Source organism: Lysinibacillus mangiferihumi (assembly GCF_003049665.1).
Taxonomy (GTDB): domain Bacteria; phylum Bacillota; class Bacilli; order Bacillales_A; family Planococcaceae; genus Lysinibacillus; species Lysinibacillus mangiferihumi.
In genome coordinates, this window is sequence record NZ_PYWM01000015.1 from 30064 (window position 1) to 52300 (window position 22237).

Genomic DNA, 22237 nt, shown 5'->3' on the forward strand with positions numbered 1-22237 from the left:
CATGGTATAATGATATCAGTCTATTGTTGAAAGGAGCCGGCAACATGATCATTCTTTTATCAGCTGCCATTGCTCCCGGTCTAGCGCTTTTTAGTTACTTCTATTTGCGCAATCAAATGGCAACGGAGCCAAGAAGAACTTTACTTCAAACGTTTTTGTATGGTGCTTTTCTAACTTTCCCTATCTTGTTTTTACAATATGTATTAACGGAGGAGGGAGTTTTTCGATATCTTTATTTACAAGATGTCCTTTTTTCAAGTGTCATTGAAGAGTTTTTTAAATGGTTTGTTCTGTTAATAGCTATTTACAATCATGTGGAATTTGATGATCCTTATGATGGTATATTGTACGGTGCAAGTATATCTCTTGGATTTGCTACGATAGAAAATATATTATATTTATTTTCTTTTGGTTTGAACACGGCCTTTATGCGCGCGTTATTACCCGTATCCAGTCATGCTCTGTTCGGTGTAGTAATGGGCTATTACTATGGACGTGCTAAATTTTCAAAAAATGCAAAGACGAAAGAAATGATTGCAATGGCCATTTGCGCACCGGTAGTATTACACATTTTATACAATACAATATTATCATTTAAAGGGCATTGGGTATATTTAATGATACCGTTTATGTTATTTTTATGGTGGTTTGGCTTACGTAAAGTAAAGCTAGCACACTATCATCTTGTCCAACATTTGCATATGCATAAAAAAATATAAAAACGTAGAAATCTAATAACGATTTCTACGTTTTTTTCTTGTTTATCAATGTATAAAAAGTGTCGTTTGTTTCAAGCTATAAAAAAAAGGAGTGATGATTGTGCGTTTATTAAGCATACTTTTTGCTTTCCTATTTGCGATTAGTATAGTCTCGATACCGCAAAATGACGCCATAGCGTTTAGCGATCAACAGATTGCTCGTGGTGCTTATGGAGATGACGTGATTGAGCTGCAAGCTAGACTACAATACTTAGGATTTTATAAAAGTAAAATTGATGGGAAATTTGGCTACAACACGTATTGGGCACTGCGAAATTTCCAAGAAAAATATGGATTGCCGATTGATGGAATAGCGGGGGCAAAGACGAAAAAAGCGTTAGCTGGCTATTCAGATTATGATGAGAATTGGGTGAAAGCGCAATTAAAAGCAGGCAATCAATTTACCTATTATGGTGGTGTGCCTCTTGATCAACAGGTGAAAAATAGTGGTGGAGGCAGTACAGCAAATAGTGGTGATAGCAGTGGTAGCAGCAATAGTAATGGTACCGATACACAAATTCCACCAAAGTATACAGAGCGAGATTTACAGCTAATCGCTAATGCCGTTTACGGAGAAGCGAGGGGAGAACCTTATGAGGGGCAAGTTGCTGTAGCAGCAGTTATTTTAAATCGACTAGAAAGCCCTGATTTCCCTAATACAATATCAGGTATTATCTTCCAACCATTGGCATTTACAGCAGTAGCAGATGGACAAATTTGGCTAGAGCCGAACCAACGTGCAAAGGAAGCGGTTATTGATGCTATGAATGGCTGGGATCCATCGGAAAATGCCCTTTATTACTTTAATCCAAAAACAGCAACAAGTAAGTGGATTTGGACTCGTCCTCAAATAAAACAAATAGGTGAGCATATTTTCTGTTCATAGAAAGGAGGAAAACAATTGAGAACAATGCTCGTTATTTTAACAATAGCAGTAATTGGTTTGGGTGCCTATAGCATTGATTTACATGGCGATAAAGAAAGTTTACAACGTACTGTACATGCGCAGTATACAGAAAAATTAACGGACGCTTCTGAAAAATTATCATACTTACAAAGAGCCGTTTCACAATCCTTATTATTTAAGGATGAAAAGGCGATCGATAGTGAGTTAGATTCTATTTGGCGACTAAGCTCTGAAGTACGCTCTTCTATTGCGAATATTCCAATTGGGCAAGAACTTTCTAATCAGTGGCTAGGTTATTTGGGAAAACTAGGAGATGAAGCAAAGAAAACAGCAAAATCGGGGGATTATGAAGCATGGCGAGAAAAAATGCCACAAATTTCTACGAATTTACAAGCTTTATCTGACGAGTGGACGACAGCAACGGTTGATTACTACAAGCAAGATGGAAAAATGGATGTTTGGATGCGTCAAGTAGACAATAAAAATCCTAATACCTCTTTCGATAATATACAAAAGACACTAAAAGATTATGGTGAAAGTGATTTCCCGCTTACTTTAAGTGAAGCAGATTGGCAAAAGAAAATAGAATTAAAAGCGTTACAAGATTCAGTTATTACGGAAAAAGAAGCATTGGAAAAAGTGAAATATTTATTCCCGCTTATTAAAGATGCTACATTTACTGTGACCAAAAGTAGTGATACCGCACCGTATCCGTTTTATCACATACAGTTCCACCAAGGAATTCGCTTAGGCTATGTAGATTTAACTGAAAAAGGAGGACATTTACTGTCCTATTTAGTGGAACGTCCTGTGGATGAAGCAAAACTTTCCCAAGATGAAATAATTAAAAAAGCTGAAGAACATTTAAAGCGATTGGAAATGAAAGATGTTGCTTATGTTGAAGCACGTGAAAATCATTTAGCATGGCATGTTACATTTGCACGCGTTCATCCTGGTGATAATGCATTAATCTATGCGGATGGTGTTCAGTTAAAAATTGCAAAAGATACTGGGGAATTACTAGGTGCCAATGCAATGGAATATATCCAAGAAGAATCAATCAAACCTCAAAAGGCCAATCCAATTGATTGGAAATCTTTCTTTGATAATAATGTGCGCGTTGAAGAAGTGAAAAATATTTATACGGATAATGGACAATTCGAGCAACGCCTTTGCTATGAAGTGATAGCCGTTCGAGATGAACAGACGCAAGAAACATTCCGTATTGTCATTGATGCTGAAAATCACAATGTTTTAAAAGTAGAATATTTAACCTAAGATAAAGAAAAAGCTCCCAGTTCATATAGCCAAAATTTACATCCCATGCGATAATGGAGGTATATATATTGTTCGGGGAGATGCTCATGGAAATAAAAATTGGAACACTATTACAACTAGAACCTACTTATACAGAACGTATAGAGAAATTCCGCTGTAAAGTAGTTGAACAAAAAGACAATATTCTTTATATTGACTATCCAACAAATGTAGTAACAAAGAAAACCGCTTTTTTAATAGATGGTTCAGAATTTAGGGCAACCTTTCGAACAGAGGATAAGCTTTCCTATGCATTCAATACAGAAGTAATAGGACGCAAGGCGGGCAATATACCGATGATTATGTTGCATTGCCCTCAAGAAGATGATTTTATTAAAATTCAACGTCGTGAATATGTTCGTGTTGAAACACCTGTTGATGTGGCAGTTCAATTTAATGAATTTAAGTATCAATTAGTCACAGCGGATATCAGTGCGGGTGGTATTGCACTAATTTTGAAAGGTGATGTAGCTTTCAAAGACGGTGATGATGTTAAATTAACGATTGTCTTACCATTTGCCAATGGAGATGTCATTTATGTCGTAACAGAAGCTACTGTTGTTAAGATATTTGAAAAAGAAGATAAGACAATTGCTACCATCCAGTTAACAGATACGGATGATATCGATCAACAACATATCGTACGTTTCTGCTTCGAACGTCAGCTAGTAAATCGCCGTAAAGAATTAAATCCTTTCGATGATTAAAATCACTGAAGCCCTCTTGCAAATAGAGGGCTTTTTTTTGTTAGTATGATACAATATGGTGTGAAAGAAAGTAGGGAAGCATAATGAACAAAAACATTCAAATTGCGATTGATGGACCTGCAGGAGCTGGGAAAAGTACAATCGCGAAAATCGTTGCAGAATCACTAGGATTCACGTATATCGATACGGGTGCAATGTATCGAGCAGTTACGTATAAAGCGATGCAACAAAACATACATTTAGATGATGAAGCAAAATTAGCAGAAATGTTAGCCGTTAGCTCAATTGAATTAAAGCCATCTCCTCAAGGTCAACTTGTTTTTTTAGACGGCGAAAACGTATCAGATGCAATACGCTCTAACGAAGTTACATCATCTGTTTCACAAGTAGCAGCACATGCCAAAGTACGTGAATTGTTGGTCGCACAGCAGCAAAAACTTGCTGCAAATGGTGGTGTTGTGATGGATGGACGGGATATTGCGACGCATGTGTTAAAAAATGCTGAACTCAAAATCTTCATGTCTGCTACTGTAGAAGAACGTGCAAGACGTCGTTTTATTGACAATGAAAAAAGAGGGATAGCGTCTTCAATAGAAAAGCTTCAAGAGGAGATTGCTTTGCGCGACAAAATGGACAGTGAACGCGAAGCATCACCACTGATTCAAGCAGCCGATGCTATATTTTTAGACACAACGGAGCTATCAATTGATGCCGCAGCACAGGCCATTTTAAAATTAGCACAAGAAAAAATGGTATAAATCCTAAAATTTCAGACATTTTTTGAATTTAAAGGATTTATTTTTGTCTTTGTCTTGAATATCGAATAAAATAGTAAGGGAAGATGCGAAGGAGGGTTACATATGTCTGAAGAAATGAACTATGCAGAACAAACGTTTAACGAAGGTGATATCGTCAAAGGTATTGCAGAGCAGGTTGATGAAAAAGCGGTAACTGTTTCAATTCCAGGTGCACCGTTTGACGGTATCGTACCAATAAGTGAATTATCGAGCTTACACATTGAAAAAGCGTCTGACGCAATCTCCGTTGGGGATGAGTTAGAATTGATGATTACAAAAGTTGAAGAAGGAAACTATGTATTATCAAAACGTAAAGTAGATGCCTTAAAAGCATGGGATACACTAGAACAACAATTTGCTGCTGAGGAAGTTTTCGAAGCGGAAGTAAAGGATATTGTTAAAGGTGGTCTTGTTGTTGATTTAGGAGTTCGTGGCTTCGTTCCGGCATCCTTAGTAGAAGATTATTTTGTTGATGATTTTGAAGATTATAAAGGGAAAGTATTAAGCTTTAAAATTGTTGAGCTAGATAAAGAAAAAAATCGCTTAATTTTATCACATCGAGCTGTAGTTGAATCTGAGAAAGCTTCTCAGAAGAAAAATGTCATTAACCAAATTAAAGCTGGTGATGTATTAGACGGTAAAGTGCAACGTATAGCATCGTTTGGTGCATTTATTGACCTTGGTGGTATCGATGGCCTTGTCCATATTTCACAAGTATCACATGAGCATGTAAGTGATGTCAGTGAGGTTTTATCAGAAGGACAAGAAGTGAAGGTAAAAGTTCTGTCGGTAGATCCAGAGAATGAGCGTATCTCATTATCCATTAAGGAAACAATTCCTGGACCTTGGTCGAATATTGAAGAGCGTGCAGCGAAAGGCACAGTACTTGTAGGGAAAGTCAAACGCCTTACGTCCTTTGGTGCTTTTGTAGAAGTGTTCCCAGGTGTGGAAGGCTTAGTGCATATATCGCAAATTGCGCACAAACATATTAATACACCTCATGAAGCGTTAAAAGAAGCGCAAGAGGTGCAGGTAAAGGTGCTGGATGTTAACGTTGACGAAGGTCGTCTGGCATTAAGTATAAAAGATTTATTGGAAAATCCAGAGGCTGAAGAAGTAATCGATTATGAATTACCAGAAGAAAACACAGGTTTCTCTCTTGGTGATGTCATCGGCGATCAACTGAAAAACTTTAAATAATCATGACATGCGAGGATATGATGTTGTATCCTCGCTTTCGTCTGTCGACATATGCTAATTAAGCTGCATAGCAATGTAACTATGCAAGCCCCATCACTGCGCTTTTAGTGGGCGAGTAAGAGCTTCTATCCATGGCATTTGCCTAATAAATGAGTGAAGCCATGTCTAGTTCGCTGCCTACAGAAGCCTATTTGGTGGGGCTTACTTTGTTTACATGTTAATTTGCCGATTTGGTGATACTAAGCGGAATTGCACGTGCGCAAAAGAAAATAAGACAATGCTTAAAATAGATGAATGATACGGGGAATAAAAAGCACGCTGCTACAAAAAACAACAATTATGTCGAGCAGAAAGGTAAAAAGTACTCTCCTCGATGGATATGTTATGATATAATGGCATTTTTCGTGTATAATAGCGAAAGATAAGAAGTTGGAAGGATGAAGTACAGATGACGAAACCAGTAGTAGCCATCGTAGGTCGTCCGAACGTAGGTAAGTCGACGATTTTTAATCGTATCGTTGGAGAACGTGTCTCGATTGTAGAAGATATTCCGGGAGTAACACGTGACCGTATTTATAGTTCGGCAGAGTGGTTAACACATGATTTTAATATTATTGATACAGGTGGTATCGAAATTGGAGACGAGCCGTTTTTAGAACAAATTCGTCAACAAGCAGAAATCGCTATTGAAGAAGCAGACGTTATTATATTTATGACGAATGGCCGTGAAGGCGTAACAGCAGCAGATGAACAAGTTGCAAAAATTTTATACAAAACAAAAAAGCCTGTCGTTCTAGCTGTCAACAAAATTGATAATCCGGACATGCGTGAAATGATTTATGATTTTTATGCACTTGGCTTTGGTGAACCTTGGCCAATTTCAGGCTCCCATGGCTTAGGCTTAGGGGACTTATTGGATGAGTGTGCAAAACACTTCCCTCAAGAGGATGAAAACCAATATGGCGATGATGTAATTAAATTCTCTTTAATTGGTCGTCCAAATGTCGGGAAATCATCACTAGTCAATGCCTTTTTAGGTCAAGAACGCGTTATTGTCAGCAATATTGCAGGTACAACGCGAGATGCAATTGATACACCTTACGAATATGATGGGCATGAATATGTCATTATTGATACGGCCGGCATGCGTAAAAAAGGAAAAGTGTACGAAACGACAGAAAAATATTCTGTGTTACGTGCGCTACGTGCCATTGAACGCTCTGACGTTGTATTAGTTGTTCTGAATGCTGAAGAGGGTATTCAGGAACAGGATAAAAAAATTGCAGGCTATGCACATGAGGCTGGTAAAGCAATTGTTATTGTCGTTAACAAATGGGATGCGATTGAAAAAGACGAAAAAACAATGAATGTTTTTACGCAGCAAATCCGTGAGCACTTTTTATTCTTAGACTATGCACCAATTATTTTCGTATCAGCCAATACAAAACAACGAGTACATCAAATTTTACCGATTGTGCAGCGTGTAAGTGAAAATCATGCAATGCGTATTCAATCATCTATTCTGAATGAAGTGATTGAAGATGCTGTGGCACGTAACCCAGCGCCAACTGACAAAGGTCGCCGTTTACGTATTTACTATGCAACACAAGTGGCGATTCAACCACCAACGTTTGTGGTATTCGTCAACGAAACAGAATTAATGCACTTCTCTTATGAGCGATTTTTAGAAAATAGAATTCGTGAAACATTTGATTTTGAAGGGACGCCAATTCGTTTAATTACACGTGCACGTGCATAATTTAAAATATTACACATTCAGTACGCCAACCCGACAATTGTTGTTGGGTGGCGTCTTTTTTCAAAGGACTAGGCTAAATCACTAATTGGTTAAAATATGTCTAGCATGCATATGGACCTTTAGCGATTAACCTGTAGAAATTAAAAGGGGGAATAACAATGGAACGAGTTTGTGTACTAGGAGCAGGCTCATGGGGATCGGCACTAGCAATGGTACTTGCGGAAAATGGACATGATACGCTTGTATGGACGCATAGAGCAGATCAGGCTGAAGAAATGAATACGCAGCATACAAATAAAAAGTATTTACCTGAAACGCTATTACCGGAGAATTTACATGCAACGAATGATATTGCAAAGGCAGTAGCACACTCAAATACAATAATAGTAGCAGTGCCAACGAAGGCTATTCGAGAAGTTTGTGAAAAGATGACTGCTACATTAGACCAAAAAGTATTATTTGTCCATGTATCAAAGGGAATTGAGCCTGATTCATTAAAACGTATATCAGAAATTTTGGCTGAAAGCTTGCCAACTGAATTTATCGAAGACATTGTAGTACTCTCAGGGCCAAGTCATGCAGAGGAAGTCGTATTACATCATCCGACAACGATTACGGCAGCTTGTGCCAATATCGAAGCAGCTGAAAAAGTACAAGATTTGTTTATGAATCAATTTTTCCGCGTTTATACAAATGAGGATGTTATAGGCGTAGAAATGGGTGGGGCTTTAAAAAACGTGATAGCGTTAGCGGCAGGCATTACAGACGGTCTAAATTATGGTGATAATGCAAAAGCGGCACTAATTACACGCGGACTCGCTGAAATTACGCGCTTAGGTGTCAAAATGGGCGGAAATCCATTTACATTCGCGGGGCTGACAGGTATGGGTGATTTAATCGTAACATGTACAAGCGTGCATTCTCGTAATTGGCGTGCTGGAAATATGTTAGGTAAGGGCATGAAATTGCCAGAAGTACTCGATCAAATGGGAATGGTAGTGGAAGGCGTACGAACAACGAAGGCAGCCTATCAATTGGCAGAAAAATATAATGTTGCAATGCCTATTTCAACAGAACTTTATGGTGTATTGTTTAACGATGTAGAGCCAAAAGTGGCGGTTGATGCATTGATGATGCGTATGAAAAAGCGTGAAATTGACGAAATGATGCACTAAATTACCGTAACTTTCAATTTATTAAACAGCAAGAATTTGTCATGAAATGGACACAAAAAGGTATCTCAGACACACTGTGAGATACCTTTTTTAATTTGAATGCCAAAAGGGAAATATAATTTTAGCACTTTACTCATAACTTAACTATGTAAATAGTCCTTTGAACGTTCATAATTCTCTCTCTATTTAGTAAATATATGTTATAATTTCCATGGGTATATAATTGATTATAGCTATCTTCTTATTCTATAGTACATTTCTTAAATTTTATAAGTATATCAAAAAAATAGTATTTTCACTAAAGTCGTTAGGCTATTTTCTTTTTTGCTTCAGCGCCATTTCTTTTTTGAAGTTGCCCATAGTATAATAAACGTTGATTGTCTCGTGTCATTGAAGAAAGGTGGTAGACGAAAATGGGTCCGTTAGCACATATGCCTGCACTAGATGTCATGTGGGTATCTTTTTATTGTATCGGCTTTATGATTTTGTCGGTTGGTTTAATTTATTTAGGCCGCAATAAAATTTCAAATGGTTTTTTACGTACAATCGTAAATTTATTAGCATACATACTGTTTGGACTTGGAACATTTTTAATGGTACTTATTATTGCCACATGGCCTTAAAAGGAGGAAGAACGTGTTATGAAAAAACTAAATGCTTTTCTTTTAACAGTGGCAATTGCCGTCTTGTTAGGTGGCTGTGCATATCCTGAGGAAGAAAAAGCCGCAAACCAAGTGCCAGATGTCGACCAGTTAGCAGCCGTACAACGTGCTGTCAATGAATATCGTGAAGCGACTGGTGGCCTTGTGCCAATTAAAAACAGTGAAATGGATACAGATATTTATATAAAATATTTAATCGATTTTGAAAAGCTTATGCCAAAATATATCGCTCAAATTCCTGGAAATGCCTATGAAAAGGGCGGTATTTATCAATACATTATTTGGGATCCGGAAAACAGTGCCGAAGTTAAATTAGTAGACTTAAACTCTGCTGAGCGTATGCGAGAGATTAATATTCGAAAATTGGGTACACAATATATCCCGACAAAGAGGGCAATTGCCGATAATGTGTATCAAATTAACTTTGAAAAATTAGGCTATAAATCAGAAGTGACGGTGAAAAGTCCATATTCAGGTGCTGAATTACCAATTTTTATGACTGGTGATGGCGAAATGCATGTGGATTATTCTATTGATTTAGGCCAACTTTTAAAAGAAGACAAGCCAGATGTGAAACCAGGTGATGATATTCGTCAATTACTTATCGAAAAGTATCCTGTTGTTCCAGCTTATTCAGTGCCATATACTGTGGATGAAAATGGAGAGCCAACTTATATGATGGATGCTTATAAAGCGGATGTCAAAAAAGCTAAGGAAGAAGCTAAAGCAGCGCAAGAAGAAGAAAGCAAAGCTAAGGATTCAAAATAAGTTTTTCACCCCAATCATTAGATGTTGGTCTAATGATTGGGATTTTTTTTATGTGCCAGTCACTCAAACAATTCTCATACATTTTCATATTTATCTGCATGGGCGCATATAGTGAAAAAGCGTAGATAAAGGAGGCAGAAACCTTGAGTGAAGCAGTATTTAAAGAAATTGCAGAGCGCACAAATGGCGATGTTTATATTGGTGTTGTTGGTCCAGTTCGGGTAGGTAAATCAACATTTGTAAAAAAAGTAATGGAAGCTGTAGTATTGCCGAATATTGTGGATGATACAGAAAGAATGCGAGCACAGGACGAGCTGCCACAAAGCTCGCCAGGCCCAGTTATCATGACTGCTGAGCCGAAGTTTGTGCCTGCTCAAGCGACTCGTATTGCGGTTGGCGAAGATGAAATGACATTCCAAATTCGTTTAGCAGATTGCGTTGGTTATGTGATTGAAGGTACAAAGGGCTATGAGGATGAAAATGGTCCGAAATACGTGCATACGCCTTGGCATACAGAGCCAATTCCTTTCCAAGAAGCAGCAAAAATTGGCACAGATAAAGTGATTCGTGACCATGCGAATATCGGGATTGTTGTGACAACAGATGGAACAGTAAATGGCATCAGCCGTCGTGCAGCTGAAAAAGCGGAAGAAGAGATTGTTGCGCAATTAACCGAAATTGGCAAGCCTTTTGTTATTGTGTTAAATTGTCAAATGCCAGCAAGAGAAGAGACGGTACAGCTTCGAAATGAGCTATTTGAACGTTATAATGTTCCGGTAATTGCGATTTCAATCGATCAAATGCGTGCTTCTGATATTCAATATATTTTACAAGAGGCACTATTTGAGTTTCCGATTCGGACGATTGAGGTTGAAAAACCAGATTGGCTCGATGTCCTTGATGCTACTCACCCACTAAACGTGGCATTAATTGATTCGATGGAAGAAGTGCTTTCGTCTGTGATGAAAATTAGAGACGTGCAACAAGCTTCGGATGCCTTTAAAGCGATTGATTTTATCGATCAAAGTGAAGTGGTGCATGTCGATTCTGGAATCGGTACAGCAGTTATTCGTGTATCTTTACAAGGTGAATTATATAAAGCAGTTTGTAATGAATGGTTGGAAGAGCCGATTGAAACAAAGCGCGATTGGTTGCTATTTATTAAAGAGGCTGCTGAAGCAAAAGAAGCCCAAAAACGCTTTAAAGATGCCATTACTGAAGCAGATAATAGTGGTTATGGCGTAACATTGCCAATGATGCAAGAATTCGAACCAACTGCTCCAGAACTAATTAAGCAAAATAATTTCTACGGCGTACGGATGAAAGCAAAAGCGCCATCCTATCATATTATTCGTGTTGATATGGAATCAGAATTTGCGCCACTTATTGGTTCTGAATTCCACAGTCAGCAGTTATTAAAAGATTTAAACCATGCTTATTTACATGATCGTGATGCGCTTTGGCAAACACAACTTTTCGGTACGCCATTGCATGAAGTGTTAAAAGAGGGCATACGTTATAAAATGAATGCAGTACCACCTACAGCTAAAAAACGTATGCGTCAAACCATTGAGCGTATGGTGAATGAAGGTGATAGAGGATTAGTGACATTTATTTTATAGAGATAAAATGGAAAATACTGAGCAAAAAAATAGTGCAGGACTATTCGTTTTTATGCGAAAAGTCCTGTTATTTTTGTTTTTTGCGTGAAAAACGCATTTTTTGGTTATAATCATGAATGAATACAGTTGCGTAGCGGTTTTCTATGTGTTACTCTTTTTACAGAATTGGTTCATGACCCTTTGAGAGGAGGTGAATGGTGTGAATAAAACAGAATTAGTAAACTCTGTTGCTGAAGCTGCAGGTCTTTCTAAAAAAGACGCTTCTAAAGCAGTTGAAGCTGTATTTGATACAATTCAAGATGCTCTTGCAAAGGGTGACAAAGTACAATTAATTGGTTTTGGTAACTTTGAAGTACGTGAACGTGCGGCTCGTAAAGGTCGTAACCCACAAACTGGTAAAGAAATCGAAATCGCTGCTAGCAAGGTACCTGCTTTCAAACCAGGTAAAGCGCTTAAAGATGCTGTAAAATAATACACGTCTAGTAGTTACATAGAGCAGTCTTCATGTAAACGAGCATGAGGGCTGCTCTTTTTAACTTAATTTATAAAATGACTTATAGCAGTAACACATGAAATCTTTTTTTACTAAGATTTGTATACATAGCATAATGAACGACAACTATAACTTGCTTCACCAGAAGTCCCTTATTACTAAAAGTAAGGATAAATGCCAAATAGGAACTGATTAGAGCAAGCATTCCATCAAAGATTGATTTATGTTAAATGCTCTAGAAGGATAGCATAGATTTTAAGAGGAGCTTTTTGAGCAAACTTGAATATAAAATCTGGAAACAAAGACGGCAGTTAATGCCTAATTACAGAAGTTATGTTGAATTTCTTTTAATTCAAGTAAGTCGTTTTGCGCTTAACTTTTGGATATGCTACGATGCATAGGGAAATGTGTAATGCTTTGATACGCAGGAGGGTTTTTACGAATGTCGAATGTAGATTTATTGAAAATAGAACAAGCAGTGAAAATGATTTTAGAAGCTGTGGGCGAAGATGTGAATCGTGAAGGATTACTCGATACACCAAAACGCGTTGCTAAAATGTATGCTGAAATGTTTAGTGGCTTACATGAAGATGCAAAAGATTATTTTAAAACGGTTTTCCATGAGGATCATGAAGAACTAGTGCTTGTAAAGGATATCCCATTTTACTCAATGTGTGAGCATCATCTAGTGCCATTTTACGGCAAAGCACATGTAGCTTACATACCAAACGACGGCATTGTAGCGGGGCTAAGTAAATTAGGTCGCGCGGTGGAAACGATTGCACGTCGTCCGCAATTACAAGAACGGATTACATCATCAGTAGCCGACACGATTATGGAAATGCTATCTCCTAAAGGTGTTTATGTCGTTATTGAAGCAGAACATATGTGTATGACTATGCGTGGACTGAAAAAGCCTGGATCTAAAACGGTTACGTCAGTGGCACGTGGCATTTATGAACAAGATGAGGTAAAACGTAGAGAAGTCTTGTCATTTATTCAAATGTCTTAAACTGCATGTCTAATTATGTTATGATGGACTAAGAATTTGTCGGATTTAAGGAGTGTACAGACAATGGCGCAAGATTATATAGTAATACAGGCAGAAGAAGATGGTGTACATGTAATTGGGTTAACTCGTGGTACGGATACGAAATTCCATCATTCTGAAAAATTAGATGCAGGGGAAGTAATGATTGCTCAATTTACTGAGCATACTTCTGCCATGAAAATTCGTGGCAAAGCACAAATCCATACAGCACATGGTGTTATTCAAAGTGAAGGTAAAAAGTAGCATAGTCATGTAAGTTAGCTTCCGTCGGTAGAGTCAACATACAGTGCTGATGACTGGTTAGTTATAATCTGCAGATGTGCCAAATGCATATAAAAAAAGTAATATGTGTTGGTAAAACTGGCTTTTACGGGCAAGTAGATTTCCTACCATTTTTTTCTTGTACTTTCCGTGGTAGGGTTCTACTGCCCGTTCGTGTTGGTGAAAGCAAAAACTTTTTATTCCGAATCGATGCTTATGCTATAATGACTCAGTAAGCAAGCGTTAAGTCATGTTGATGATGAACGTATTTGAAAGTGAAATGGAGTAAGGTCTATGAATGCAACATACATTCAAAATTCAATTGCACAGTTAAAAACAGAGATTTTCATGGATGTTCGTCATAGAACTTTGCAAAAATACACAGGAGCGCCTGTGCTCGATGAAAATCAACTGTTTTACTTGTTAGTGCCCTTCTTGAATGGAGAAGAGTGGCAACAAGAGCAAAGGGAAGCTGCAATAACTGTTGGAATTGTATATGCAGCGTTAGCGGCACATGATCATATAAAAGAATTAGATGCCACTTCAAAGGAACAGCAGCTAACCGTTTTAGCTGGGGATTTTTATAGTGGCCGGTATTATGAAATTTTAGCAATGTCGGGAAATGTCGCATTAATTCGGAATTTATCACAAGGTATCGTGTCACGTTGCGAGCATCAAATAAAAGTGTATGAGGCAAAACAGCGTACAGTGGAACAATGGTGTTCTTCAATTAGCAATATCGAGTCAGGTTTAATTGCGAAATTTTTTGAGCTTTATGCATTGCATCATTATATTCCAATAATGGAGAAGAGCTTATTGATCTTACGATTAGAAAGAGAGTGGGCTATGTATCAACGTGGACAAAAATCATTGATGAGTAAAGTGCTGGAACAAAGTGCATTACAGACAGGCGCGACCTTCAATAGCGTCTTACAAGATAAAATTGCCCGCTTAAAAACAGAGCTGTTGCAAGTAATAGCACAAGCATCATTTTTACAAAGTGATGTGAAACAAGCTCTACAAGCACGTGTAGATGCATCGATTGCTTCTACAAACGGATAAGAGAGGTTTTTCTAAAATGGCTAAATCAAAAGAAGAGCACGTTCACGAAGTATTTGAAAGTATTTCTGAAAGCTATGACAAAATGAATGGTGTAATTAGCTTCCAAATGCATGTAGGCTGGCGCAACGATACGATGAAGCGCATGGCTGTCAAGCCTGGATCGAAAGCGCTAGATGTTTGTTGTGGCACAGCTGACTGGACAATTGCACTAGCTGAGGCAGTTGGAGAAAGTGGCGAAGTTAAGGGACTGGATTTCAGTCATAACATGCTGCAAGTGGGCGAAAAAAAAATAACGCCTTACCCACAAATTGAACTGATACAAGGAAATGCAATGGAATTACCATTTCCAGACAATACATTTGATTATGTGACGATTGGTTTTGGTCTACGCAATGTTCCTGATTATTTACAAGTGTTAAAAGAAATGAATCGTGTTGTAAAACCGGGGGGCATGGTTGTATGTTTAGAAACATCTCAATCAGAAATACCTGGCTATCGACAACTATTCCGTTTTTATTTTAAATATATTATGCCGATATTTGGTAAAATTTTTGCGAAAAGTTATAAAGAGTATTCTTGGTTACAGGAATCTGCAAATGATTTCCCAGGTATGAAGAAGCTAGCGGCAATGTTTGAACAGGCAGGTTTAGAAAAAGTAACGTACAAAGCATACAGTGGCGGTGCTGCGGCAATGCATATGGGCTTTAAAAAGGTACGTTAATGGGGGAAGGTTTTCAAGCGTGGAAAAGATGAAGTTAAAACTACTCTATTCCGATTTGAAGTCAGATATTGATATCATCGAACAAGAATTAGAAAAAGCGGTGAATTCGTCTTCGCATTTAATTAACGATGCTTCTCTCCATTTATTACAAGCTGGTGGCAAACGAATCCGACCAATCTTTGTGTTGCTTGGCGCAAAATTTGGCAATTATGATATCGAAAAGATGAAAAATGTGGCTGTGCCTTTAGAGCTCATTCACATGGCGTCGCTAGTGCATGATGATGTGATTGATGATTCCGATATGCGACGAGGACGTCCAACTGTCAAATCCCAATGGAATAACAGAGTAGCAATGTACACGGGCGATTTTATTTTTGCACGTGCACTTGAGTACATCACAAAGCTAGAGGATCCACTTGTTCATCAAATTTTGGCACGTACAATGGTAGAAATTTGTAATGGCGAAGTGATACAAATTGAGGACAAGTTTAGATTGGATCAAGGCTTAAAGGATTACTTCAGACGTATTAAACGAAAAACGGCATTACTTATTTCTTCAAGCTGTGAGATTGGTGCAGTGGCAGCAGGTGTTGATGCAAAAACAGTAAGCCATTTGAAACGCTTTGGCTACTTTGTTGGTATGAGCTTTCAAATAATCGATGATGTATTAGATATTATGGCGACAGATAAAGAATTAGGGAAGCCAGCAGGTAGTGACTTATTGCAAGGTAATATTACCTTGCCGATTTTGTTATTAAAAGATGATCCACAAATGCAACCTTACTTAGCAAAGGTGTTTGCAGGGACATTAACGGAGCTTGAGCGCCAAAATATGCTGCAATATGTGCGTAAATCTGACGCAATTACACAAGCTAATAAAATGAGTGATAAGTATTTGAAAAAAGCTTTACAAGAAATAGATGCTTTACCAAAACATCCAATTAAGAAAAAGCTTCGTGACATCGCTTTGTTTATGGGCAAGCGTAAATTCTAGCTTTTTGTTGTGCTAAAGCTGATTTTTTGTTAATATTTATCGGTAGGTGTAAAACCTGTTAGACGAATTTAAGGAGTGTTTTAAACATGGCAATCGAAAAAACTTTTTTAATGGTTAAGCCTGATGGCGTAGAACGACAAGTAGTAGGTGACATCGTTGACCGTTTTGAACGTCGCGGTTTTGTATTAAAAGGCGCTAAATTAATGGTAATTCCTCAAGAATTAGCTGAAAAACACTATGCTGAGCATGCTGAACGTCCATTCTTCGGTGAATTAGTAGACTTCATCACTTCTGGTCCAGTATTCGCTATGGTATGGGAAGGCGAAAACGTAATTAAACTTGCACGTACAATGATGGGTGCTACGAAACCAGAAGAATCTAACCCAGGTACAATCCGTGGTGACTACGCTACAACTGTATCTCACAACATCATCCACGGTTCTGACTCTCTTGCATCTGCAGAGCGCGAAATCGGTTTATTCTTCGGTGAAGATTTAGTTTAATTCGCACTTCTAAGAAGCGTAGCGAAAAAAACTACGAATAGAACTCAATAAAAAAATCATCTATTTTTCCGATGTGACTTTTACCTTCTAACAAAAAATGTTAGGGGGTTTTTTGTTTGTCAAAATCGCTCAATAAAGTGAACGCAAACATTGATTTAAGCTTTTTGACTAGCAAAACTGAAAAACAACCAAAGAAAAATGGTGAAAAAAATCAATAACTCAATAGTTAAAATGGATACTTTTGATGAATTGGACAACAGAAATATAACTGTTAAACACGCCATACAAATTTTAAATCAACAATGGCGACTAAACGGATTAAGACTAAGGACAATTGATAGTTATAACTATATTTTTAAGCGATTTGTTGAGGTTACCGAAGTTGAATATCTACATAAAATTAATAATGAAAAATTTATCAATATTTATCAAGTTTTGAATATGTGAAGGACACTTCTTTATATGGTCGTTTAAAGCCCTTTTAAGCAAGTGTCACGATAATGGCTGGTAATAACTCAAAGTTTTGGACAAACATCAAAATAAAAGTAAATACAAGCGTTAAGGAAGCTGCTACAGAAAAAGAGTTAGCATTATTGTTATTGCCTTTGGGTAAATCAACCATGGGGGTTGAATATGAAAAGCATTACTCCATTTTTATGAACAACGTGTAACTGCATGGTCAACATCTTTTTTATTAAAACATTATTATCGTTATCAACCTGGTAAATAATTTTTTCAGTATTTAAACATATGAACAAAGATTCCCTCAATTCATCTTTCATATTTTCATGGCGTGCAAATACAACAAATTCATCTTTGTGGAAATTTAGTTGTGAAAGGTTCGAGGAGTGTCAAGAAAGGATTTATTATACATAAAAAAGAAAAGATGACTTTTATAGTCATCTTTTCACTTGTAAGTAGCAATTTAGTTATTGAATATTTGTTCGTAACGGTGGAAGAATGCCACTGTGTGCGCTCTTGCTAGAGCATCATTTGGTTTAAACTCTTCATTTGTTTTAGTAGTTGTTAAACCATTATCACGAAGGAATTTAATAGCCTCTGACTGAGATACAGTCTTACCATAATGCATTGAAGCTAAGATACGAGCGAAGTTACCTCGTGTGATATCCTTTCCTGCAATGGCTTGTTTGGATGCTGTGTTTGCACCTAGGACTGGTAGAGAGTATTTTGTAGCCAGTTGGTAGTTTACGTCTCCATACCATGAAGTATTAGCTTTCGTTGAAGCTAGTTCTGATGGTTTAAAGTAACGGAATAGGATAGATAACATTTGGTTTTCCGTTAAGTTCGTGTACGGTTTAAGTAAGTTTTCGTACTTACCTGTTGATGGGTTTTTCACGTTTGGGTATCCACTGATGATACCGATGTTGACTGCCCACTTAAAATCCTCAGCCCAGTATTGGTTTGCATTGTAATCAGCAAACTTTGATACATCAACGTTGCCCGTTGTGGGCGGTGTTACTGGAGGTGTTGGCGTTGATGTTGAAGCTGAGTAGTTTAAATAACTTGATGCTACATAGCCCTCTGTCCCGTCACTTCTTTTCACAGGATACCACACAAAATGGTTTTTCTTCGTTGATACTTTTTCATATTCAAAAGGACCTGTAATGGTAACAATTTCACCTTCACGTAAAGTACCCAAAGAAGGACTATCCGTAGTAGGTCTTGTCCTAATTGTTACATTCGTTATTGCACTAACTTTTTGATTTGTTTCAAAAAAATACTTAGATTTTGTTAATGGTAAATCAAAATCATAGTGCAACGTTGAAAATTTAATATTTTCCCTGCTGTTAGTGTCATATTGAAAATGTTCACGTGAAAAAGGCAGCTCTGTTAAGTCTATTAATTCCAATTTATTAATAATACGGAGAATTCTTTCTTGATAGGCATTGGTATTTCTTTCACCAGTTGCTTGAACAATTGGACTATTTACTGGCTTAGTACCGTTATAAGCCATGATAGCGAAGTACCAATGTTCCAGTACATCTCTTTCTCCACCGTTGATGCTAGGTAAATCCTTTCGCTTAAACATATTATCTAGAGTCTCTACACCAGCTTGAATATTATAGACAATATCACTTTTTAGTCTATCTTGATTGTAGCCTGCTTGATTTGTAATTTGCATAATGCCTATTCCATTATCAGCTGTCACAATTGCTTCACCATTCTTATCAAAATGACGCCAATTTCCACTTTCACCTTCCGCTATTGCCTTCACAATTTCAGGAGGAACATCATAATTCAGTGCTGTTTCGGTTAACAAACAGTTCATTGTGGAATAATCAGGATTTACTTTGGATGCCGAATCATACGCACATGTATTTGCAATATTATTAGCTAATACATTTTTATCTATGTTGATAGATAGAGAGAGGGTACCAATGGCAATAACACTAATCAATGGTTTCAATATCTTTTTCATATGTGATTATTACACTTCCTTTCATATTATTTAAAGTTAAAAGATTCAAATATATGTTATCATAAACCCAATATTTGAGATAGGGGTAATAGTCATTTCTTCCTTAATTTAACATCACCCAATAATAAATGATAGCCAAACATATATTGTTTAATTTTAATTCTGTGAAAAGTTTGTAAATAGTGATTGTTGGATCTTTACTTTTTTATTGAAATAGGTAAGCTTCCTAAAGTCCATTGAAACAAGCCCAAGCAAAATCTATCAACTCTTACAAGCTCGTTAAATGGCTCTGTAAGCTTCTCTGATTGTTGTTGTAAGCTGGCTGACTCAAAGTTGAAAGAATAGAACTTTGTCACACTCCTTATTACAACCAAGAGCTTGTGTTTGCTTTGTCGCTTCTTATATTTATTCATTAATCTTATTCATATAGAAAAAGCACACCAACTTAATGATATGCTACCGCAATCCCATCATAATTTGCTTTATAATCTAGCACTTCTACGCACCAATATTCGGAAATATGGTACACTATAAATCATCTTTGGGTTAGTTTACATGAACAATACTAGTAAAGTCTTAGGAGAGTTTAACGGGTCTATATGTGGTGAAAGTGAAGCAGAGGAAGTTGTCTAAAGGGAGCTGTCACGCTATATATAGAGGACAGGAGAGGTTAAGGGGGAATAAAAAGGACTGCATATCTATTAGGACTCAATCATACACGCAAGTCCCTTAGCTGGAAGGCTAAACCAATAATTGTTATTGTTCCGGTTATCTAATTATTCAAAATTTTATTTAGATGGTTTGCTTTGGACTATCATTATATGTCCAAAGCAAATTAATCTCTATTATCAAGAGAATTTTTACATTCTTTTTCACTATATTTTGTCTCACCTTCAAATATATCGGTAACACCATTTGAAAGTCTGTCTTTTTCACAAAATTGCTGAACTTGTTTTCCCTTTTTAGTTATTCCATAATAATAGGTTGTATTAGGTTCATCTTTAAAAATAACCATATAATGTCCGTGATAAAAATCTTTATTTATTAAGTGCTTGGGCTCAACAAAATGTGATTCTTCAATTTCTTCGTCTGTATATCCCTGCTCTTCTAAATATTTTGGAACATACTTATTAGCAATGTATTTTGTATATGGATTTCCGTTATTTAGTACATATATTAAACCTATTGGCATAGCAATGACAATAACAGCGATTAGGGTACTAATTGTTGTTAATATCTTTTGTTTATTCATCGTAGTCACCTCTCTTTAATGTTTCTTCCTTTTTTTAATAACAGAATAATCAGTTATAATACACACGTCCTAGATTAATGTATGATAGGCTTTGTTTCGCTTATTGAAAAATGAAGATACCCTATTATTCGGAGTAAAATTGAAGCTACTAACTATTTGCTCAATTTATCCATTAAAGTATCTCTGATGGTATAATTTTACACTATTTTGGCATTTGTTCAATCGGTAATTATAATTCTATCTACATTTAACAGTCTATGGGGGATAGGGGAACAGCAGAGTCATTTTAATAGGATGTTTGGTTGGTGCTTTTTTTATTGCTTAAAACATTAATCATCAAATGATCATGACATAAAGTAACAGCAAAGCTTTTCGTCAAATAGGCAATAGCAGATTCCCTTGAACGAGAAGTTGAAATAACTACGGGATACATATCACTAATTTCTATCTACCTATATAAAAAATTGTACATAACTTCTAAGTCATGTAAAATAAATGCTATAATATTCAGATAATTTGTTGCTAGTAAATAGTTTCATAAAGTGGTATATATTTTCTAGCAAGCAAATAAACTTAAACGTAATGTATTAAGGGGAATGACAGAAACGTTTTAGAAAAGGGGTAGTGATATGAGAGAAGTAGTAATAGTAGCAGCTGTGCGTACCGCAGTTGGACGTAGTAAAGGCGCTTTAAAGGATGTACGTGCAGATGATTTAGCAGCAGATGTACTACAAGAAGTTGTAAACCGTGCAGGGATTGACAAAGGGCAAGTGGAGGATGTTATTTTCGGCTGTGTGACGCAATCTGGTGAGCAAGGTGCAAATATTGCCCGCACAGCGTTATTAATGGCAGGCTTCCCTGAGAAAGTTCCTGGCGTCACGATTGATCGTCAATGCGGTTCTAGCCAGCAAGCTGTGCATTTTGGCGCACAAGCTATCTTAGCAGGTGATATGGATATTGTCATTGCTGGTGGTGTAGAAAGTATGACAAGGGTGCCAATGTTTTCAAATATGCAGAGTGCTCATAAAGGCAAACGCTTACAAGAAAATTATACGATTATTCATCAAGGGCTATCAGCTGAGAAAATGGCGGCAAAATGGCAATTTTCAAAAGACCATTTAAATCATTTTGCTTATGAAAGTCATAGACGAGCTTTAGCAGCCATTGAGGCAGGTCATTTTCAACAGGAAATTATGCCTGTCCATATAACACAAGAAGATGGAACGGTTACCATATTTGAAGTCGATGAAGGGCCTCGAGCAGATACAACTATGGAACGATTAAATAACTTAAAAACCGTCTTTCAAGAGCAAGGGGTTATTACAGCCGGTAATGCAAGCCAAATGAGTGATGGGGCATCGGCTGTCGTGCTGATGTCGTTAGAAAAAGCACAAGAGCTTGGCATTCAACCGCTTGCAAAAATTGTTACACGCGTTGTGGTAGGCTCCGATCCGACGCTTATGCTTACGGGTCCAATTGAAGCTACAAGACAAGCCTTGAAACGTGCAGGACTGACAATTGAAGAGATAGATACGTATGAAGTTAACGAAGCCTTTGCTCCGGTGCCACTTGCTTGGTTACATGACATCGGTGCAGACCCAGCAAAGCTAAATCCAGATGGTGGTGCTATTGCTTTAGGGCATCCATTAGGAGCAACGGGTACAAAGTTGTTAACGACGATGTTATATCGGATGCAACGTGAAAATTTACGCTATGGCCTCATTGCTATATGTGAGGGTATGGGTATGGCAAATGCCACAATTATTGAAAAAATGTAAAGGGGTTGTG

Annotated in this window: 22 protein-coding genes; 20 read left to right on the forward strand and 2 right to left on the reverse strand. The window is 37.2% G+C overall.

Annotated elements, in window-relative coordinates; genetic code table 11:
* The first annotated feature begins 44 nt into the window (after positions 1-44).
* From prsW to C9J37_RS28985, 19 genes are all read left to right on the forward strand, one after another.
* Positions 45-719 carry a glutamic-type intramembrane protease PrsW gene (gene prsW, locus C9J37_RS14650; protein ID WP_024362348.1) on the forward strand — a complete coding sequence of 225 codons (675 nt, stop codon included), beginning with the start codon at positions 45-47 and terminating at the stop codon, positions 717-719.
* A 100-nt stretch (positions 720-819) separates the two neighbouring features.
* Positions 820-1644, forward strand: coding sequence for a spore cortex-lytic enzyme (gene sleB / locus C9J37_RS14655; RefSeq protein ID WP_069511802.1), 825 nt, complete (start codon positions 820-822; stop codon positions 1642-1644).
* 24 nt (positions 1645-1668) lie between these two features.
* Entirely contained in the window at positions 1669-2943 is a 1275-nt protein-coding gene (locus tag C9J37_RS14660) for a PepSY1/2 domain-containing protein (RefSeq protein WP_235617127.1), read from the forward strand.
* 86 nt (positions 2944-3029) lie between these two features.
* Positions 3030-3689: a flagellar brake protein gene (locus C9J37_RS14665; protein ID WP_107895986.1), complete on the forward strand. Its 660-nt coding sequence runs from the start codon at positions 3030-3032 to the stop codon at positions 3687-3689.
* Positions 3690-3772: 83 nt separating this feature from the next.
* On the forward strand, positions 3773-4447 hold the full coding sequence (gene cmk / locus C9J37_RS14670; RefSeq protein WP_025219070.1) for a (d)CMP kinase: 675 nt from the start codon (positions 3773-3775) through the stop codon (positions 4445-4447).
* Positions 4448-4549: 102 nt separating this feature from the next.
* Complete coding sequence (gene rpsA, locus C9J37_RS14675; RefSeq protein WP_107895943.1) at positions 4550-5686, forward strand: 30S ribosomal protein S1; 1137 nt, start codon at positions 4550-4552, stop codon at positions 5684-5686.
* 448 nt (positions 5687-6134) lie between these two features.
* Complete coding sequence (gene der / locus C9J37_RS14680) at positions 6135-7445, forward strand: ribosome biogenesis GTPase Der (RefSeq protein WP_024364293.1); 1311 nt, start codon at positions 6135-6137, stop codon at positions 7443-7445.
* 158 nt (positions 7446-7603) lie between these two features.
* Entirely contained in the window at positions 7604-8620 is a 1017-nt protein-coding gene (locus C9J37_RS14685) for an NAD(P)H-dependent glycerol-3-phosphate dehydrogenase (RefSeq protein WP_024364292.1), read from the forward strand.
* Positions 8621-9033: 413 nt separating this feature from the next.
* Positions 9034-9243, forward strand: coding sequence for a DUF2768 domain-containing protein (locus tag C9J37_RS14690; protein ID WP_024364291.1), 210 nt, complete (start codon positions 9034-9036; stop codon positions 9241-9243).
* Positions 9244-9261: 18 nt separating this feature from the next.
* Positions 9262-10050 (forward strand): YphF family lipoprotein, encoded by a 789-nt coding sequence (locus C9J37_RS14695; protein WP_107895944.1) that lies wholly within the window; start codon positions 9262-9264, stop codon positions 10048-10050.
* A 143-nt stretch (positions 10051-10193) separates the two neighbouring features.
* Complete coding sequence (gene spoIVA, locus C9J37_RS14700) at positions 10194-11672, forward strand: stage IV sporulation protein A (protein ID WP_024364289.1); 1479 nt, start codon at positions 10194-10196, stop codon at positions 11670-11672.
* Positions 11673-11871: 199 nt separating this feature from the next.
* Positions 11872-12144: a non-specific DNA-binding protein Hbs gene (locus C9J37_RS14705; protein WP_004232618.1), complete on the forward strand. Its 273-nt coding sequence runs from the start codon at positions 11872-11874 to the stop codon at positions 12142-12144.
* Between the two features lie 463 nt (positions 12145-12607).
* Positions 12608-13177, forward strand: coding sequence for a GTP cyclohydrolase I FolE (folE, locus tag C9J37_RS14710; RefSeq protein WP_024364288.1), 570 nt, complete (start codon positions 12608-12610; stop codon positions 13175-13177).
* Between the two features lie 63 nt (positions 13178-13240).
* Entirely contained in the window at positions 13241-13459 is a 219-nt protein-coding gene (gene mtrB, locus C9J37_RS14715) for a trp RNA-binding attenuation protein MtrB (protein ID WP_010858802.1), read from the forward strand.
* A 312-nt stretch (positions 13460-13771) separates the two neighbouring features.
* A complete protein-coding gene (locus tag C9J37_RS14720) occupies positions 13772-14539 on the forward strand; it encodes a heptaprenyl diphosphate synthase component 1 (protein ID WP_024364287.1) in 768 nt (255 codons plus the stop codon).
* A 16-nt stretch (positions 14540-14555) separates the two neighbouring features.
* Positions 14556-15260, forward strand: coding sequence for a demethylmenaquinone methyltransferase (locus C9J37_RS14725; protein WP_024364286.1), 705 nt, complete (start codon positions 14556-14558; stop codon positions 15258-15260).
* A gap of 19 nt (positions 15261-15279) precedes the next feature.
* Entirely contained in the window at positions 15280-16254 is a 975-nt protein-coding gene (gene hepT, locus C9J37_RS14730; protein ID WP_107895945.1) for a heptaprenyl diphosphate synthase component II, read from the forward strand.
* A gap of 86 nt (positions 16255-16340) precedes the next feature.
* The gene (gene ndk, locus C9J37_RS14735) at positions 16341-16757 is read left to right on the forward strand and encodes a nucleoside-diphosphate kinase (protein ID WP_024364284.1); all 417 of its coding nucleotides are present in this window, start codon (positions 16341-16343) and stop codon (positions 16755-16757) included.
* A gap of 500 nt (positions 16758-17257) precedes the next feature.
* On the forward strand, positions 17258-17428 hold the full coding sequence (locus C9J37_RS28985; protein ID WP_235617124.1) for a hypothetical protein: 171 nt from the start codon (positions 17258-17260) through the stop codon (positions 17426-17428).
* A gap of 254 nt (positions 17429-17682) precedes the next feature.
* On the opposite strand, the gene C9J37_RS14745 is transcribed toward C9J37_RS28985, so the two are convergent.
* Positions 17683-19197 carry an SH3 domain-containing protein gene (locus tag C9J37_RS14745; protein WP_107895946.1) on the reverse strand — a complete coding sequence of 505 codons (1515 nt, stop codon included), beginning with the start codon at positions 19195-19197 and terminating at the stop codon, positions 17683-17685.
* An 835-nt stretch (positions 19198-20032) separates the two neighbouring features.
* Positions 20033-20449 (reverse strand): DUF3139 domain-containing protein, encoded by a 417-nt coding sequence (locus C9J37_RS14750; RefSeq protein ID WP_107895947.1) that lies wholly within the window; start codon positions 20447-20449, stop codon positions 20033-20035.
* A gap of 629 nt (positions 20450-21078) precedes the next feature.
* Here C9J37_RS14750 and C9J37_RS14755 point away from each other — a divergent pair.
* The gene (locus tag C9J37_RS14755) at positions 21079-22227 is read left to right on the forward strand and encodes a thiolase family protein (RefSeq protein ID WP_107895948.1); all 1149 of its coding nucleotides are present in this window, start codon (positions 21079-21081) and stop codon (positions 22225-22227) included.
* Positions 22228-22237: the final 10 nt, after the last annotated feature.

Excerpts from the sequence above, each read along its gene's own strand:
- prsW (WP_024362348.1), top strand. The coding sequence starts at position 45 with ATGATCATTCTTTTATCAGCTGCCATTGCTCCCGGTCTAGCGCTTTTT.
- C9J37_RS14660 (WP_235617127.1), top strand. The coding sequence starts at position 1,669 with ATGCTCGTTATTTTAACAATAGCAGTAATTGGTTTGGGTGCCTATAGC.
- C9J37_RS14665 (WP_107895986.1), top strand. The coding sequence starts at position 3,030 with ATGGAAATAAAAATTGGAACACTATTACAACTAGAACCTACTTATACA.
- cmk (WP_025219070.1), top strand. The coding sequence starts at position 3,773 with ATGAACAAAAACATTCAAATTGCGATTGATGGACCTGCAGGAGCTGGG.
- rpsA (WP_107895943.1), top strand. The coding sequence starts at position 4,550 with ATGTCTGAAGAAATGAACTATGCAGAACAAACGTTTAACGAAGGTGAT.
- der (WP_024364293.1), top strand. The coding sequence starts at position 6,135 with ATGACGAAACCAGTAGTAGCCATCGTAGGTCGTCCGAACGTAGGTAAG.
- C9J37_RS14685 (WP_024364292.1), top strand. The coding sequence starts at position 7,604 with ATGGAACGAGTTTGTGTACTAGGAGCAGGCTCATGGGGATCGGCACTA.
- C9J37_RS14690 (WP_024364291.1), top strand. The coding sequence starts at position 9,034 with ATGGGTCCGTTAGCACATATGCCTGCACTAGATGTCATGTGGGTATCT.
- C9J37_RS14695 (WP_107895944.1), top strand. The coding sequence starts at position 9,262 with ATGAAAAAACTAAATGCTTTTCTTTTAACAGTGGCAATTGCCGTCTTG.
- folE (WP_024364288.1), top strand. The coding sequence starts at position 12,608 with ATGTCGAATGTAGATTTATTGAAAATAGAACAAGCAGTGAAAATGATT.
- mtrB (WP_010858802.1), top strand. The coding sequence starts at position 13,241 with ATGGCGCAAGATTATATAGTAATACAGGCAGAAGAAGATGGTGTACAT.
- C9J37_RS14720 (WP_024364287.1), top strand. The coding sequence starts at position 13,772 with ATGAATGCAACATACATTCAAAATTCAATTGCACAGTTAAAAACAGAG.
- C9J37_RS14725 (WP_024364286.1), top strand. The coding sequence starts at position 14,556 with ATGGCTAAATCAAAAGAAGAGCACGTTCACGAAGTATTTGAAAGTATT.
- ndk (WP_024364284.1), top strand. The coding sequence starts at position 16,341 with ATGGCAATCGAAAAAACTTTTTTAATGGTTAAGCCTGATGGCGTAGAA.
- C9J37_RS28985 (WP_235617124.1), top strand. The coding sequence starts at position 17,258 with ATGGCTGGTAATAACTCAAAGTTTTGGACAAACATCAAAATAAAAGTA.
- C9J37_RS14745 (WP_107895946.1), bottom strand. The coding sequence starts at position 19,197 with ATGAAAAAGATATTGAAACCATTGATTAGTGTTATTGCCATTGGTACC.
- C9J37_RS14750 (WP_107895947.1), bottom strand. The coding sequence starts at position 20,449 with ATGAATAAACAAAAGATATTAACAACAATTAGTACCCTAATCGCTGTT.
- C9J37_RS14755 (WP_107895948.1), top strand. The coding sequence starts at position 21,079 with ATGAGAGAAGTAGTAATAGTAGCAGCTGTGCGTACCGCAGTTGGACGT.